Genomic DNA, 16,844 nt, shown 5'->3' on the forward strand with positions numbered 1-16,844 from the left:
TTTTAATTCTTGTTTTTAATGCTTGATGAACACATTATCAATTAAAATATACTGTTAATATGTGCACTAAATTTTTCAGCTCCCATAAAGCCAGTGACTCGTTGTTGGCTTAGTTCGTTACCCTGTAAATCGAAAAACAAAATAGACGGTAAACCAAATACACTATAATAATCCATTAGTTCAACATTTTGTTTTGTTCCTGTATCTGTTAAATCTATCTGCAATAAAATAGCGTTAGCAAGCGCCTCTTGTACCTTTTTATCAGGAAAGGTGTATTGCTCAAATTCTTTACAAGCAACACACCAGTCGGCGTACAAATCTAACATAACAGTTTTACCTTGGCTGTTGGCCTGAACAATAGCCGATTGTAATTCTTTTAGCGTTGTTACACGCTTAAAATGTTGGTTTGTTTCAGTAACCGATATCTGTTGAATATTATTCTGTTTACTGTCGGTAATAATATTGTTAGCGATAAGGAGTTGATAAACCATGTTTGCACCAAAAAACATCATTAAAAAAATGAGTAATGACCGCAAACCAAAACCGAAACTTTTCATTTTACTCGCTGTAGCATTTTTTGCAGTATCTTGATTCGCAACATAAAGGTAACTTGCTGAACCTAATAGTAACAGTGCCCATAAAGCTTTACTCGCCAGTTCAGGTATAAAACGCTCTAATAAGAATATTGGTACAGCAAGTAGCAACAAACCGAAGATGTTTTTGATGATATTCATCCATGCGCCTGCTTTAGGTAATAATTTTCCACCTGAGCTACCTAAAATTAATAGCGGAAGACCCATACCTAAACTTAATGCATATAATGCTGAAGCTCCTAGTACCACATCACCTGTTTGAGAAATATACAATAAGGCACCTGTTAACGGTGCGGTTGTGCAAGGTGATGCAACTAATCCTGAAATAACCCCCATCATTACAACACCGGCAATAGAGCCGCCTTTTTGCTTGTTACTTAGGTTATTTAGTTTATTTTGCCACTTTTGCCGGTAGCGCTAAATTGAATACACCAAACATTGATAAAGCTAAAAATACAAATAAAATACTTAATGCGATCAGTACATAAGGGTGTTGAAATATTGCTTGAAATTGCGCCCCTGCTAGGGCGACAACAATACCTAATAAAGTGTAAGTAACCGCCATACCTTGCACGTAAAAGAAAGATAAGGTGAAAGCTTTTTTTGTGGTTAAAGGTGTTGCACCCTGATTACCTGCACCGACAATAATGCCTGTTAAAATAGGATACATTGGAAAAACGCACGGGGTGAAAGAGAGTAGTAAGCCACCGACAAAAAAGGCGATTAAGGTTAATAATAAGCTATCTTGTTTTAACATTTCAGCCAGTTGATGTTGTTCACTGGCTTGCGGTGTTGCCGTATTAGTTGTTGTCGTCGTTTCGCTTTGTTCATTTTTTAAAGCAGATAAAATAGCCCCAGTGTCATTATCACTTTTAACTTGCCCAAGCACTTGGGTTAACGATATTGTTTTTTTAGTAGGTGGGTAACATAGACCTTTATCAGCACAGCCTTGATAACGTACCGTAATCACATCATTTTCAGCAGCTGCTTCTATATCAAGGGTAAAATTTACATGTTGTGTGTAAATCTGTTGAACACCAAAAAACTCATCTTCATGATCTATGCCTTTAGGTAAATTTACAGGTGAAAATTGTGCATTATCAGTAGTGATTTTAAATTGATGTCGATAGAGGTAATAACCTTCGCTAATATCAAAGCTAATATCTAGTTTATTATTTTCTTGATCAAAGTTAAAAACAAAGGCCTGATCTACTTTTAAGAATTCGTCATCATTACTAAATAATGACGCGCTTGATGTGTCAAAAATAGACTGTTGCGCCTTGCTCGCAGTTGATTGAAAAAAACCGAGTATGATAACTGAAACAAAAAGTACAGTTTGCAGGTAACTTGAAAGTGATGATGATTTTTTCATTAAGTCTACTTTAAATATTCACGGATCCAGTTTAAATAGTGGTTATCGCCTTGCCGGATGTTCAAAGCAATCACTTCTACTACATCATAAGGATGTAGTTCATTAATACGAGCATTCATCTGAGTAAATTTATTGCTCGTTGTTTTTATTAACAGCTGAATTTCATTGTCATACTGCACCTCATTTTGCCAAGAATAAATAGAGGTTATATTTGGTAAAATATTGACACAAGCAGCTAATTTTTCGTTAATTAAATGTTCAGCAATTACTTTGGCTACTTGCTCAGTTGGGCACGTTGTTAAGACGAGTTGAAATATCATAGCGCATCTACAGATAAATAATTTAGCTTTATTCTCTTAAAAAAAACTTAACAACACCAGTAATAATTGAGTTAAAAATGTTCAGTGCTTGAAAAAGACCCGTTAAGCCCAATATATCTTACAAAGAAAGCAGGAGTCTTTATGTTTCGCCTATTATTTGCACTATTTATTATTATCCCCATTATTGAAATTACCGTATTAATGCAAGTTGGAGAGTTGATTGGCGCTTGGCCAACGGTTGCCATAGTCATTGTCAGTGCGTGGTTGGGCGCAAAATATGTGCGGCAACAAGGTTTAGCTACGTTGCAATCAGTACAAAGCAAAATGGCGCAGGGTGAGATGCCATCGGGTGAAATTGTTACAGGTTTAATGTTATTGGTAGCAGGAGTCTTGTTGGTTACGCCTGGCTTTGTTACGGATATTTTTGGGTTATTATTACTTGTACCTGCTGTACGTCATACTCTTTCGCAATCAGTGCAAAAACATATACAAACTAGTCAAGGAAGTGCTTTTGGTGCAGGTGCGCATTTTCATTCGTCTACTTTCGGTGAAAAAAACGGTCATGTATACGAAAATGAAGCAGAAACGGTGGATATTTTTACTCAACCTAAAGAGATTCCTCATGAAAAGCACCATCATCAAGGTGAAACCATTGAAGGTGATTTTCAACGAAAAGATTAATCGCAAAACAAATCATTAAAAAAATACGATAAAGACTTGTGAAGTGTTTTTTTAGCCCCATTTAATTACACACAAACATATTTGTTATAACTAATAACTCTCAGGAGAAAATTTATGAGTATTCGTCCATTACATGATCGCGTTATTGTAAAACGTAAAGAAGTTGAATCTAAATCAGCAGGTGGCATTGTGCTAACCGGTAGCGCTGCAGAAAAATCAACACGTGGTGAAGTTGTTGCCGTTGGTAATGGTCGCATCTTAGAAAATGGTGAAGTACGTGCGTTAGATGTGAAAGTTGGCGATCAAGTTATTTTCTCTGAAGGCTACGGCGTTAAAACTGAGAAAATCGACGGTGAAGAAGTACTTATTCTAAGTGAATCAGATATTTTAGCTATTGTAGAATAATAGAATCAAATTTAATGTGATGTAGAGCTTTGCTCCATCGAAATCTAACAAAACTATAGGAAAAAATAACATGGCTGCAAAAGACGTATTATTTGGTAACGACGCCCGAGTTAAAATGCTTAAAGGCGTAAACATATTAGCAGACGCTGTAAAAGTAACCTTAGGCCCTAAAGGTCGTAACGTAGTATTAGATAAATCTTTTGGTGGTCCAACAATCACTAAAGATGGTGTTAGTGTTGCAAAGGAAATCGAATTAGAAGACAAATTCGAAAACATGGGCGCACAAATGGTGAAGGAAGTTGCTTCTAAAGCCAATGATGAAGCGGGTGACGGTACAACAACCGCAACTGTTTTAGCACAAGCAATTGTTAATGAAGGTTTAAAATCAATTGCTGCGGGTATGAACCCAATGGATCTTAAACGTGGCATCGATAAAGCGGTTATTGCTGCGGTTGAAGCATTAAAAGCAAGCTCTACGCCAGTGACTGATAACAAAGCAATTGAACAAGTTGGTACAATCTCAGCTAACTCTGACGAAACCGTAGGTAAAATTATTGCTACAGCAATGGAAAAAGTAGGCACTGAAGGGGTTATTACCGTTGAAGAAGGTCAAGCTTTAATTGATGAGTTAGACGTTGTTGAAGGTATGCAATTCGACCGTGGCTATTTATCACCTTACTTTATCAACAGCCAAGAAAACGGCACGGTTGAGTTAGATAATCCTTTTATTCTACTTGTAGATAAGAAGATTTCTAACATCCGCGAATTACTTACAACACTTGAAGGGGTTGCTAAGTCAGGTAAACCATTATTAATTATTGCTGAAGATGTTGAAGGCGAAGCATTAGCGACATTAGTAGTAAACAACATGCGTGGTATTGTTAAAGTGGCAGCGGTTAAAGCGCCAGGCTTTGGTGATCGTCGTAAAGCGATGCTACAAGATGTTGCGACACTTACGGGTGGTACGGTTATTTCTGAAGAAATTGGTATGGAGCTTGAAAAAGCAACGTTAGAAGATTTAGGTCAAGCTAAACGCGTCATCATTTCTAAAGACAATACAACGATTATTGACGGTATTGGTGAGCAAGCTGACATTCAAGCACGTGTTGCACAAATTCGTGGTCAAATTGAAGAGTCTTCTTCAGATTACGACAAAGAAAAATTACAAGAACGCTTAGCTAAATTAGCGGGCGGTGTTGCAGTAATTAAAGTGGGTGCAGCAACTGAAATGGAAATGAAAGAGAAAAAAGCACGCGTTGAAGATGCATTACATGCAACTCGTGCAGCAGTTGAAGAAGGTGTTGTTGCCGGTGGTGGTGTTGCCTTAGTTCGCGCTGCTGAAGCGATTAAAGACCTAGAAGGTATCAACGAAGATCAAACACACGGTATTAATGTTGCTATTCGTGCAATGTCTGCTCCTTTACGTCAAATTGCCACTAACTCGGGTGATGAAGCCTCTGTTGTGTTAAACGAAGTACGTAATGGTGGTACAGGTAACTATGGTTACAATCTTGGTAACAGCACTTACGGTGATATGTTAGAAATGGGTATTCTAGATCCAACGAAAGTAACGCGTTCAGCATTACAATTTGCCGCTTCTGTTCCGGCTTAATGTTAACCACTGAATGTATGATCACAGATTCACCAGTTAAAGAATCATCTGCTCCTGCTATGCCTGATATGGGCGGTATGGGTGGTATGGGCGGCATGATGTAATTTATGCTTGATTAAATTTCCTCTAACGTCGTTGTTTATTCGCTCGCATAGAAAAGACTATGCGTCGCTCTAAACGCCTTGTTAGTGACAATTTACTCTGCGCATAAATAGCATTTGCTACTTAACGCTTTAAATAAAAAACCTGCTTCGGCAGGTTTTTTATTTATTAATAACCAGACTTGAATTATGCGCATATCATGCGCATGATATGATTGTTAGATGGTTGGAGTGTTAATTATGAATATTACTTTGGGTAAAGAATTCGAAAGAAGAATCACAGAGAAAGTCTCAGAAGGCTTATATACCTCTGCGAGTGAAGTGATCCGTGATGGGTTGAGATTATTGTTTGAAAAAGATGCAGCTAAAAATCAACAGCTCGAAATATTACGCGAAGAAGTGGCTAAAGGTTTTGAACAGCTAGCTGCGGGCGAATTGTCAAATCACAGTGTTATGGATATATTTGAACAAGCCTCTCTTTCCGTAAATAAACAGTCTGAAAGTAAGGGCGATAATGCCAACCTATAGGCTTTCTCCCTTAGCAGAAGAAGATTTATATAAAATAATCTCAACAACAATGAGTTCATGGGGTAATGAGCAAGCAAAAGAGTATGCACAGAATATAGATGCCGCCTTAATAAAACTTGCTCAATTTCCTGATATTACATGATAGGTATCTATAGTGTTAACCCGATACGTTTCGTTATCGGGATTAAGTAATTTGGGCCAAGTCATTAGTATTAAGTCTACTAATTCCATAACTAATTTTTCGATATTTATAAATCTTATTGATAAATATCGAAAAAACTATGATGATAGCAATACTTTTACTTATTTTACAGACACATTATGGCCGGCGCTAGTTTACTTACCTTACTCGATGATATCGCGATGCTACTTGATGATATAGCGGTATTATCTAAAGTTGCAGCAAAAAAAACAGCGGGTGTGCTCGGTGATGATCTTGCGGTAAATGCAGAGCAGCTTTCGGGTGGTATACGTGCTGATAGAGAGTTACCCGTTGTATGGGCTGTTTTTAAAGGTTCAATGATCAATAAAGCTATATTAGTGCCTATCGCCTTATTGCTTAGCTATTTTCTACCGATTGTTATTATGCCATTACTAATGCTTGGAGGAGCCTATTTGTGTTATGAAGGCTTTGAAAAAGTATGGCATAACTTTACTGATAAGGCGGCGGTTGAGCATCATAAGCAGCAATTGAAAGCTGCGTTGCAAGATCCTACGGTTGATTTACAGCAATTTGAAAAAGATAAAATAAATGGGGCAATTAGAACTGATTTTATTTTATCGGCAGAAATCATCATTATTGCGCTAGGTACTATTTCAGATAAAGATATTACAACACAAATTCCCGTTTTAGCTTTTATTGCTGTGGTTATGACTGTTGGTGTATACGGTTTAGTTGCAGGTATAGTGAAAATTGATGATGGCGGTTTAGCACTAATTAAAGATAAGTCGTTATCAATCGGGGGGAAGTTCAAGCGTGTCATAGGCCGCTTTATGATAGGGTTTGCCCCAAAACTTATGAAGTTTCTTGCTGTTGCCGGCACCATTGCAATGTGGTTAGTGGGTGGTTCATTAATTACTCATGGTGTGCACAGCCTGCATACTTTTATTGCAACCGCCTCTGAATTTGCGGCTCAGACCCCTATTATTGGTAATGCACTTTCTGCTATTACCCCACTTTCAATCGATCTGGTTGTTGGTTTTACCTTAGGGGCATTATTAGTGTTTATTGAACTTATCATTAAGAAGTATTCGATTAAATTCTCTAGATAATTTATGTATAGAAATTACTTTCCTAAATAAGCGATAGAATCTCGTTCAATAAGTGCAGGATCAAAGGAGTGATTAATAATTAAATCTTTATGATGATAAACATTTTTTAATACTAATTTTGCTGCCATTTTCCCCATTTCGTCAACTGGATTATTTATCGTGGTGAGTTTGGGGTAGATGTGACGAGAGAAAATAATGTTATCAAAACCTATAATTGATAGATCTTTAGGTAATGAAAAATCATGTTCACGGGCATAAGTCATTGCTCCTGATGCCATTTCATCATTGGCACAAACTAGCGCAGTAAAAGGTGTTTTGGCATTTAAAAAGTGTTTAAGACCTTTTTTTCCTCCCGTTTCTTTAAAATCCCCTTCAACATAAAGTGTATCATTGAAAGGTATTTTGTGCTCTGCTAAGGCACGTTTATGCCCAGTTAATCGGTTTTGCGAATCAGGTTTGAATTGAGGACCACCAATATAAGCGATATTGGTGTGTCCATGCTCAATAAGGGCTTTTGTTGCAAGGTAGCCACCTAGTTCATTATCAAGATAAATACAATTTTCTTTTAAGTCTGGAATGATTCGGCTCATAAAGTAAATAGGCGTTTTACCTTTACTTAACTCAATCAAATACTCATCCGTTAATCCTTCAACATGTATTATTAAGGCATCACAATTACGAGAGATTAGAAAATCAATTCCTTCTTTTTCTTTATCTTCTTCACTATGCCCAGGGGTAATAATAACGTGTTTTCCTGCAGCTCTTAACTCAGCTTCAATACCGGCCATCATTTGGCCAAAGAAAGGGCCATGTAATTCAGAAACTAAAATACCAACACTATTTGTACAATTTGATGCTAATGACTGTGCAATTGAATTAGGGCGGTAGCCCAATTCACTCATAGCTTTTTCAACTTTTTGGCGTGTTTTATCACTGACACGCGCATTGTTATTAATTACGCGTGACACGGTTGCTAGTGAAACACCGGCCAAACTTGATACTTCATATATTGTCGCCATGCTAATCCTACAATGTGCGAGCTGTTACTCCATTATTTTAATAGATAATAACGCTAAACAAACCACTATTTTATCATAATTTAGTTTTGCTAAACTAGCGGATTATCAGTGGGATGAAAATTAAATAATATTTTTCAATATAATGGTTCTTTTACGCTTATTGATGAGCGCCTTTGGTTTAAATCGGCACTGATTTGTTGATTCTTATGGCTTGATAGTGGATAAAATACCATAAGTGCGGCACCTGCAAAGGCAAAAGCAGCAGGAATCCAACTCATGAGTAATTGCATACCGGGTAATGCACCTTCAATGGTACTTTTATCCATTCCGTTATAGCCGTAATTGGCTAGTACAACTAAAACAAGCGCACCGACAAAACCACCGCCAGTTTTTTGCACAAAAGTTCCTGCTGAATATATCAAGCCGGTAGCTCGTCGACCGTTTTTCCATTCAGAATAATCTGCTGAATCTCCTAACATACTAAAGAATAAAGTAGGCATCATGGCTGCAAAAAATTCGGCAGAGCATCCTAAGATGAAAATGCCCAAAATATTGCCAGAAGGTATCCAATAGAAAGCGGCCGTCAATAGACCACTACATAATAATGACACGATAAATAGCGTTGGTTTTCCCATTTTTTTTGATAAATAACCAGTGCATAATGCTCCCAAAATAGACACTAAAAGTAAGGCGATAAAATACTTACCTGCCATAAGCTCATCACCTACTTGGTATTTGAAATAATAGGCAATAACGCCATATTTAATGCCGTTAAACATCATGGTTAAAAACCCCATACCCAATAGTATTAACCAAGGTTTATTGGCGAGTAAATCCAACATATCTTGTTGGGTACCACTAATGGCATTGTTCTTTTGATTACTTTCTTGATTCACTTCTACATTTGTTAATCGTTTGATAAGTAGCCACATCAAAAAGACTACAGCAAAGAAAAATATTCCACTATATAAATTGCGATAATAGAAGAATAATGTGGCAGCTAACAGAGGTAAAATAATATAGGGCAAATTCTTACTTAAATCGATAAGATCTGATTTTAATGTAGTTGTTTCATCAATAGTTGGAATAACGCGTTCTTTTGTTGTGAAGAAAGTAATTAACATGAGTACAGTAAGTAAAGCAGCAAAGAGATACATAGTGTATTGGTAGCCTTGAGCATCATCGCCCTGACCAAAGTAAGCGACTAGATCGGGTAAAAAGCCCATAACTAACAAACCACCTGCAAATGCCCCGGCAAAACGAAAGCCAGATAAGCTAGTACGCTCAGTATCACAAGGGGTTATCACACCCATTAAAGCTGAATAAGGCACATTATTAAGCGTATAAGCGAGTGTTAAGCCGATGTAGGTAATATAAGCGTAAATGAGTTTGTTGCTATAACTCAGCTCAGGCGTTGTAAAGCAAAGTACCATGAATAATGCTAAAAAAGGGGTTGACCATAATATCCAAGGCCGAAATTTACCCCAAGGTGTATTGGTTCTATCAGCTATCATTCCCATGATAATATCGGTAACCCCATCGGATAAACGTACCACTAAAAACAGCATGGCCGCTGCTGCCGCAGTTAAACCAAAAGTATCAGTATAAAAAACAGCTAAATAAGCTAAGGCGCCGCGCCATACTAAATTGGCAGCAGCATCACCCATGGCGTAACCCACTTTTTCATAAAAAGGCAGTTTATTCATCTTGTTTCCCATCTTGAATGTTGATATTAAAGTCTGCGTTATTAACCCGTATTGTCAACTAATGTTATCGATTGCTAATTAAAGCTTGATAGGCATAGCCACTACTTTTTATTGTTCTAACTTGGCTTTTATAATCAACATAAACAATGCCGAAGCGTTTTAAATAACCTTCAGCCCATTCAAAATTATCCATCAAACTCCATGCAAAATAGCCTTTTATATTAACGCCTTGCTCTATTGCATCGTTAACAGCATTAAGATGCTGTTGATAGTACTCTACTCGAACAGTGTCATTAACAACACCATCAATAATTTTGTCGTCTGTCGCAGCCCCATTTTCTGTAATATATATAGGGGGTAGTGGGTATTTTTCATTGAGTGAAACCAGTAATTCACTGAAAGCTTTAGGGTATATTTCCCGGACCAATATCTGTACGTGGTTCAGGGGGGGATTTGAACAAATCGCGCTGCACTATCCGCTTGGTAGATGGCGCGTGTATAAAAATTAATACCCAAAAAATCAATGGGGTGGGATATTATTTCCATATCACCCTCTTGTATTTCAGGATGATGATCCGCAGGTAATTGTGCCAATATGTCAGGGTAGGCAGCATCAAAAATTGGTTTGATATACCATTGGTTAAAATAATCATCTGCAAAATCGCTAGCAATTTTGTCGTTCGCTGAATTAGACGCGGGGTAGCAAGGGGTAAAATTTAGTACTATGCCATTTAACGTATTAGGGCTGTTTTTTGCGAGCACTTTCATTGCTAAACCGTGAGCAAGTAATAGGTGATGAGCTGACTTTCTACCAAATTCTTCACCAACTATTCCTGGAGCATGAACGCCTACTTCATAACCTAAAAATGAACTGCAAAAGGGTTCGTTTAGTGTTGCATAAGAGTATACACGATCACCGAATGCTTGGCTGATTAGGTCGACATAATCCTGGAATTTATAAGCAGTTTCTCTATTTAACTTGACCTCCTTCATCTTCTAAATGCTGAGGTAAATCCCAGTGATATAGGGTTACGAAAGCTTTAATGTTTTTACTTTTTAGTTCATCAAGAATATCGATGTAAAAGTTAACGCCTTCTGGGTTTAACGTTCCAGATTGTGTGATAACTCGTGGCCATGATATAGATAAACGATACGCATCAACACCTAATGACTCGATTAAGGCGATATCTTCTTTCCATAAATTATAGTGATCACAGGCAATTAATCCATTAGATCCATCAATAACTTTATTTGGTGTATTACAAAAAGTGTCCCAAATACAGGGCAATCGATTTTTTGCGCCACCTTCTATTTGAAATGAGGCAGTTGCGACGCCATAGATGAAATCACCTTTTAGCATAGTAGAATCTAGGGGCAAAGAAATTTTGGCTGTCATTGAATATACCTATTACTTAAACTTGTTTTTATGATTTTTTGAAAGCGCTTACAAAAAATGTTGATTAAACAGTGAAGATAGTTTTTAATGTAACAATGTAAGCGCTTACATTGTTAAGGTTAGTGCTTTCTCTAACCGAGGTCAACTAATTTCATCAGTTTTTAATTTGAGCTTTTTTAATTATTTGAAATGAGCGCGTAGAGAGCTAGCAACCTGTGCTATTTAATCAAGCAAATAGGTATAGCGTATGTAAATTAATAATAAAATAAACGTAAAGAGGCTCATATGGCAATACATGCAAGCTCAGGTACTGTTGAACAATTAGCGAATAATCAAGGGCAAGAGAATTACCGTTTTGCATTGACATCGTTAACGTCTTTATTTTTTATGTGGGGTTTTATTACTTGTCTAAACGATATATTAATTCCTCACTTAAAAGGGGTGTTTGATTTATCTTATAGTCAAGCCATGTTAGTGCAATTTTGTTTTTTTGGTGCTTACTTTCTCGTATCTTTACCTCTTTGGTGCGATTGTAAAAAAACTGGGATATCAAAAGGGTATTGTTATTGGGCTGTCTGTAGCTGCACTTGGCTGTTTATGTTTTTATCCTGCTGCCGCTTTACATAGTTATCCTGTGTTTTTAATGGCATTGTTTATTTTGGCTAGCGGCATCACTTTACTTCAAGTGTCTGCTAACCCTTATGTCAGTATGTTAGGTGATGCAAAAACGGCTTCTTCGCGTTTAACTATGACACAAGCATTCAATTCTTTAGGGACAACGGTCGCCCCATTTTTCGGTGCATTTTTAATTTTGAATCACGCGGCAGAGTCAATGTCTGATCAGGCTTCTGCAGAGGCGGTACAACTTCCTTATATTTTTTTAGCCATAATGTTACTGATGTTGGCTGCAATTTTTGCGTGGTTAAAACTACCGGATATAGCGACAACAAATACGAATCATACCGATATCAGTACCGATACAGGTAGTGCTTGGGGCTATAGTCACTTGGTGTTAGGTGCCATTGGTATTTTTGTATATGTTGGGGCTGAAGTCTCAATTGGTAGTTTTTTAGTCAGTTTTTTTGCTGAACCATCTATTGCAGGATTAGCAGAATCTGAAGCGGCAAAATATATAGCTTACTACTGGGGAGGCGCTATGATCGGACGATTCATTGGTGCTGCTCTTATGCAGAAGGTTGATGCGGGTAAATTGTTATCTTTTAATGCCTCGATAGCTTGTTTACTTATTTTAGTGGCGACGTTTTCATCGGGCAGTGTTGCCATGATAGCCATTTTAGTCGTGGGTTTTTGTAATTCTATTATGTTCCCAACCATTTTTAGTCTTGCAATTAATGGCTTAGGAAAACATACCGGCCAAGCTTCAGGGATTTTATGTTTAGCCATTGTGGGTGGTGCAATTATCCCTATTTTTCAAGGGATTCTGGCTGATAATGTTGGTATTCAACACTCATTTATATTACCTATTTTGTGCTATTTATTTATCACTTATTACGGTCTGATAGGCTGTAAAGTTAGAAATAATTAGCATGTTAGCGAATTCTCCAATTGATAATAAAACCTTAAGAGGTAATATAATGAAATATAATAAGTTAATTCAATTAAATGCTAAAAATAGCACCAACAAAAAAATCAATACAGGGATATTTTATTGCGTTTTTTCAATGATCGTTTTTGGTTGTAATGATGTGAATCATGATGAAAATTCACTTAATACAATTACTAACATAAAGGCACTTGACGATAGCTCAGTAGAGCAATCTACTATTGATGTTTGGCCAAAGCTCGATTTAGCGGTAAAAAAAGATACAGGTATTGAAAGCAAGATAGCACAGTTACTTGCTACTATGACGTTAGAACAAAAAATAGCCCAAATGATCCAACCTGAAATTCGTGATATTAGCGTTGATGATATGCGCAAGTATGGATTTGGCTCTTATTTAAATGGCGGAGGCTCTTTTCCTAATCACGATAAACATGCAACACCCAATGATTGGATCAATCTTGCAGAAGCAATGTATCAAGCTGCAATTGATGACAGTCTTGATGGCGTTAGTATTCCTACCATGTGGGGCACTGATGCTGTTCATGGACACAATAATGTTATCGGTGCGACTTTATTTCCGCATAATATTGGTTTAGGTGCGGCAAATAACCCTGCGTTAATTGAACAAATAGCAGCAATCACAGCAACAGAAGTGATGGTAACAGGTATCGATTGGGTGTTTGCTCCTACCGTGGCCGTTGTACGTGATGACAGATGGGGACGAACGTATGAAGGGTATTCTGAAGATCCGGAAATAGTAAAATCTTATTCATCAGCTATTGTAAAAGGTTTACAAGGAAGCGCTGATAAAGATTTTCTTGGCGATCAGCGTGTTATTAGCACGGTAAAACATTTTGTTGGTGATGGGGGAACTGATGGCGGCGATGATCAAGGTAATAATATTGCATCAGAGCAGGTGTTGGTTAATATTCATGCCCAAGGTTATGTAGGCGGATTAACAGCAGGGGCGCAATCTGTAATGGCTTCTTTCAATAGTTGGCATGGCAAAAAAAACCATGGCAATAAATATTTACTGACTAATGTATTGAAAGAACGTATGGGGTTTGATGGATTTGTTGTGGGTGATTGGAATGGCCATGGACAAGTTAAAGGTTGCTCAAATGAAAGCTGTCCACAGGCTGTTAATGCAGGGCTTGATATCTTTATGGTACCCACTAATGCATGGAAGCCGTTGTATGAGAACACGATTGCCCAGGTGAGAAATGGTGAAATCGCCGAGTCTCGTATTGATGATGCAGTAAGCAGAATTTTGAGAGTAAAGTTTAGGGCGGGTCTCTTTGACAAACCTAGCCGGACTAAGCGTGCATTATCAGGAAAAACAGAGTTAATTGGTGCGATTGAACATAGGCAAGTTGCGAGTCAGGCAGTGCGAGAATCACTTGTTTTACTCAAAAATAAAAATAATATTTTGCCATTGTCTGGTAATCAAAAAGTTCTTGTTGCGGGCGATGGCGCTGACAATATAGGTAAACAATCAGGTGGTGGACTATTACTTGGCAAGGTACTAATAATAATAATACTGATTTCCCTGGTGGCAGTTCTATTTATGATGGCATTGTGCAGCAAGTAAAATCTCAAGGCGGCAGTGTTGAATTAAATAGTGATGGAAATTTTAAGGAAAAGCCAGATGTAGCTATTGTTGTTTTTGGCGAAGAACCTTACGCAGAAGGCGTAGGAGATATTAAAAATTTAGAATATCAACAAGGGGTTAAACAAGACCTTGCGCTATTGAAGCGATTACAATCTCAAGGAATTCCTGTTGTTTCATTGTTCATCAGTGGTCGCCCTATGTGGGTTAATACAGAGCTTAATGCCTCTGATGCTTTTGTTGCTGTATGGTTACCCGGCTCTGAAGGTGCTGCTATTGCTGAGGTGCTATTTACCCAAGCCAATGGGGAAATTCAGTATGACTTTGTGGGAAAACTATCATTTTCATGGCCTAAAAGTGCCAACCAAACGGTGGTTAATCGCTTTGACACTGATTATAAACCGTTATTGCCTTATGGTTTTGGGTTAAGTTACGGTGATAAAAATGTATTACCCGACTCCTTAGAAGCGACTAGCGTTCAGCATTCTGATAGTTTGCAGGCTATCACGCTTTTTAAAAATTCGATTAAAGCACCATGGAAAATGACAATTGCAGATACTGACTCTACTCGTGTGATGACTAGTAGTGTTGTTGAAAATAATGCGCTTTATTTGCGAACTATTGACCGCAATGTTCAAGAAGATGCCAGAAGGGTTTTCTTCAAAGGGGAAGAAAGCGGACAGGTTGCGTTTACTAGCCAATATGCAACTGACTTTACCCAATACGTAAAAGCTCACTCAACACTTTCATTGACGGTTCGTACTAACCAGAAGCAAAATTTGCTGAAGCAAGGAATCGTTAATATTGCCATGTTATGTGGTGAACAGTGTCAAGGAGTTGTTGATATAACGTCTGCGCTGACAGAATTAACAGCGGATGAATGGCAGACGTTGAGTATAGATTTACAGTGTTTTGAAAAAAATGGCGCTGATATCAGTAAGGTAAAAAGCCCCTTTGTATTGTCGTCAACTGGACCTTTAACTATGGATTTCTCAGAGGTTGTTATAAAACCTAATAGCGTTAACTCTGCAACCCTAAACTGTCAGCAATAATATTGTCAGCTGTAGTACTGTCAGTATCATTGCTTTTGTTTTTGTTGAACGAAGCACCATTATTAGCTATCACCTTTGAGAGTTAATAATGGTGTAAATTTCAGATAATAAAAAGCGTGTTGGAAGCTATGATTTGCAATATTGTTGTATGAAGTCGGCATGACTCGGTAGCTTTTCTACCGCATTAGCAATAGACGCTTTCAAGCTACTCATAAAGTGATTTAATTCTTTCTCGTTCATGATATCTGCGATCTTATGGTATTGCGTTGGCATAACACCTTGACCAAGCATGACCTGAGTCCACGAATCAACACGGAAAATATCACCATCATCCAAAAACACCCGCCCAGTATCTTTAAATAATTGTATTTTATGTGCTAGAGAGTTAGGGATTTCCATGTTTTGGCAATGTAACCAAAAATTACTGTCTTCATATCCGGGTCGCCTTATAATGCAATATGATAAAATCACGCACAGCGTTCAATTCGGAGTCGAGCTTATTATTATATTCATCAATGGCTGATTGATAGATGCCCTCAAACGGAAATAAGCGTAATAATCTGATAATGCCAGACATAATTAAATGAATACTGGTTGATTCAAGTGGTTCAATAAAGCCGGCTGATAAACCTAAAGCAACACAGTTTTTATTCCAACCTTTGCGGCGTCTACCTGTGTTAAACTTAATCACTCGGGGCTCTGTGAGTACTTTACCTTCAATGTTACGGGTTAAGGTCTTTAGTGCTTCTTCATCACTGCAATATTTACTACAAAAAACTAAACCATTACCAACACGATTTTGTAGGGGGATTTTCCATTGCCACCATTTTTATGGGCAATGGAGCGAGTATAAGGTAAGGGATCCGATAGTGTTTCAGTTTGTACCGCTATTGCACTATCGCAAGGTAGCCAATGTGACCAATCATCGAAGCCTGTATGTAGTGCTTGTTCAATTAAAAGGCCTCTAAAGCCAGTACAATCAATAAAGAAGTCGCCTTCAACTACTTGTCCTGATGCTAAGGTCAGTGAACTGATTTTACCCGTTTTATTATCCTTATTTACCTGCTTAATCTTTCCTTCAACGCGGGTTACGCCAAGATTTTTACTAAATTCTCGTAAATATTTAGCATAGAGAGTGGCATCAAGGTGGTACGCATAATTGATAGGTGTGTTCTTTGTTAAGGCGAACTTTTGTGCTTTTGCAGCTTGCAGCTCGTAACAATACTCTCCAAAATCACTTTCAATACCGTTGCGTAAACCATGTAACCAAAAGTGATGAAATTCACCACCCAACATTCTTTGCCTGTTACGCCAAATGAGTGAATATAATCTTTACCTTCTTGTCCCCAGTTTTCAAAACCGACACCCAGTTTAAAGGTGGCATTTGTGGTGCGCATCAGTTCTTGTTCGTCAATACCGAGTAATTTATGAAATGTTCTTATGGGGGGGATAGTGGCTTCACCTACACCTACCGTGGCAATTTCATCTGATTCAACCAAGGTTATGTTCAACTTTTTACCTAGAAGCTTCGAGAAGGCGGCCGCCGCCATCCGGCCAGCTGTTCCACCGCCGCCAATAACAATATTTTGTACTTTATTATTCATAATTCGATCC

The 16,844-nt window shown here is 37.8% G+C and carries 8 protein-coding genes and 6 pseudogenes; 8 read left to right on the forward strand and 6 right to left on the reverse strand.

Going from position 1 to position 16,844, the window contains the following annotated elements; translation table 11 throughout:
• Positions 1-41: 41 nt before the first annotated feature.
• Both L3081_RS28940 and cutA read right to left on the reverse strand, forming a co-directional pair.
• Positions 42-1,935: pseudogene (locus L3081_RS28940) on the reverse strand (protein-disulfide reductase DsbD).
• 35 nt (positions 1,936-1,970) lie between these two features.
• Entirely contained in the window at positions 1,971-2,285 is a 315-nt protein-coding gene (cutA, locus tag L3081_RS06085; protein ID WP_242284203.1) for a divalent-cation tolerance protein CutA, read from the reverse strand.
• A gap of 141 nt (positions 2,286-2,426) precedes the next feature.
• On the opposite strand from cutA, the gene L3081_RS06090 reads away from it, so the two are divergent.
• The 6 genes and pseudogenes from L3081_RS06090 to L3081_RS06115 all read left to right on the forward strand — a co-directional run bounded on the left by L3081_RS06090 (position 2,427) and on the right by L3081_RS06115 (position 6,884).
• Positions 2,427-2,966: an FxsA family protein gene (locus L3081_RS06090; RefSeq protein ID WP_242284204.1), complete on the forward strand. Its 540-nt coding sequence runs from the start codon at positions 2,427-2,429 to the stop codon at positions 2,964-2,966.
• 114 nt (positions 2,967-3,080) lie between these two features.
• Positions 3,081-3,371 (forward strand): co-chaperone GroES, encoded by a 291-nt coding sequence (locus L3081_RS06095; protein ID WP_242284206.1) that lies wholly within the window; start codon positions 3,081-3,083, stop codon positions 3,369-3,371.
• Positions 3,372-3,441: 70 nt separating this feature from the next.
• Positions 3,442-5,087, forward strand: a pseudogene (gene groL / locus L3081_RS06100) (chaperonin GroEL).
• Positions 5,088-5,324: 237 nt separating this feature from the next.
• Entirely contained in the window at positions 5,325-5,612 is a 288-nt protein-coding gene (locus tag L3081_RS06105) for a type II toxin-antitoxin system ParD family antitoxin (protein WP_242284208.1), read from the forward strand.
• Positions 5,599-5,754, forward strand: coding sequence for a type II toxin-antitoxin system RelE/ParE family toxin (locus L3081_RS06110; protein WP_242284210.1), 156 nt, complete (start codon positions 5,599-5,601; stop codon positions 5,752-5,754). The genes L3081_RS06105 and L3081_RS06110 overlap by 14 nt, the downstream gene beginning before the upstream one ends.
• A 179-nt stretch (positions 5,755-5,933) precedes the next feature.
• On the forward strand, positions 5,934-6,884 hold the full coding sequence (locus tag L3081_RS06115) for a DUF808 domain-containing protein (RefSeq protein ID WP_242284212.1): 951 nt from the start codon (positions 5,934-5,936) through the stop codon (positions 6,882-6,884).
• 14 nt (positions 6,885-6,898) lie between these two features.
• On the opposite strand, the gene L3081_RS06120 is transcribed toward L3081_RS06115, so the two are convergent.
• From L3081_RS06120 to L3081_RS28045, 3 genes and pseudogenes are all read right to left on the reverse strand, one after another.
• The gene (locus L3081_RS06120; protein WP_242284214.1) at positions 6,899-7,903 is read right to left on the reverse strand and encodes a LacI family DNA-binding transcriptional regulator; all 1,005 of its coding nucleotides are present in this window, start codon (positions 7,901-7,903) and stop codon (positions 6,899-6,901) included.
• A gap of 134 nt (positions 7,904-8,037) precedes the next feature.
• Complete coding sequence (locus tag L3081_RS06125) at positions 8,038-9,609, reverse strand: MFS transporter (RefSeq protein WP_242284216.1); 1,572 nt, start codon at positions 9,607-9,609, stop codon at positions 8,038-8,040.
• A gap of 64 nt (positions 9,610-9,673) precedes the next feature.
• Positions 9,674-11,005, reverse strand: a pseudogene (locus tag L3081_RS28045) (GH1 family beta-glucosidase).
• 285 nt (positions 11,006-11,290) lie between these two features.
• Here L3081_RS28045 and L3081_RS06135 point away from each other — a divergent pair.
• Positions 11,291-12,551, forward strand: a pseudogene (locus L3081_RS06135) (sugar MFS transporter).
• 136 nt (positions 12,552-12,687) lie between these two features.
• Positions 12,688-15,230 (forward strand): annotated as a pseudogene (locus tag L3081_RS06140) (glycoside hydrolase family 3 protein).
• A 126-nt stretch (positions 15,231-15,356) separates the two neighbouring features.
• Here L3081_RS06140 and L3081_RS06145 read toward each other — a convergent pair.
• Positions 15,357-16,834, reverse strand: a pseudogene (locus tag L3081_RS06145) (tryptophan halogenase family protein).
• Between the last annotated feature and the right edge of the window lie 10 nt (positions 16,835-16,844).

The organism is Colwellia maritima, assembly GCF_022669015.1.
GTDB lineage: Bacteria > Pseudomonadota > Gammaproteobacteria > Enterobacterales > Alteromonadaceae > Colwellia > Colwellia maritima.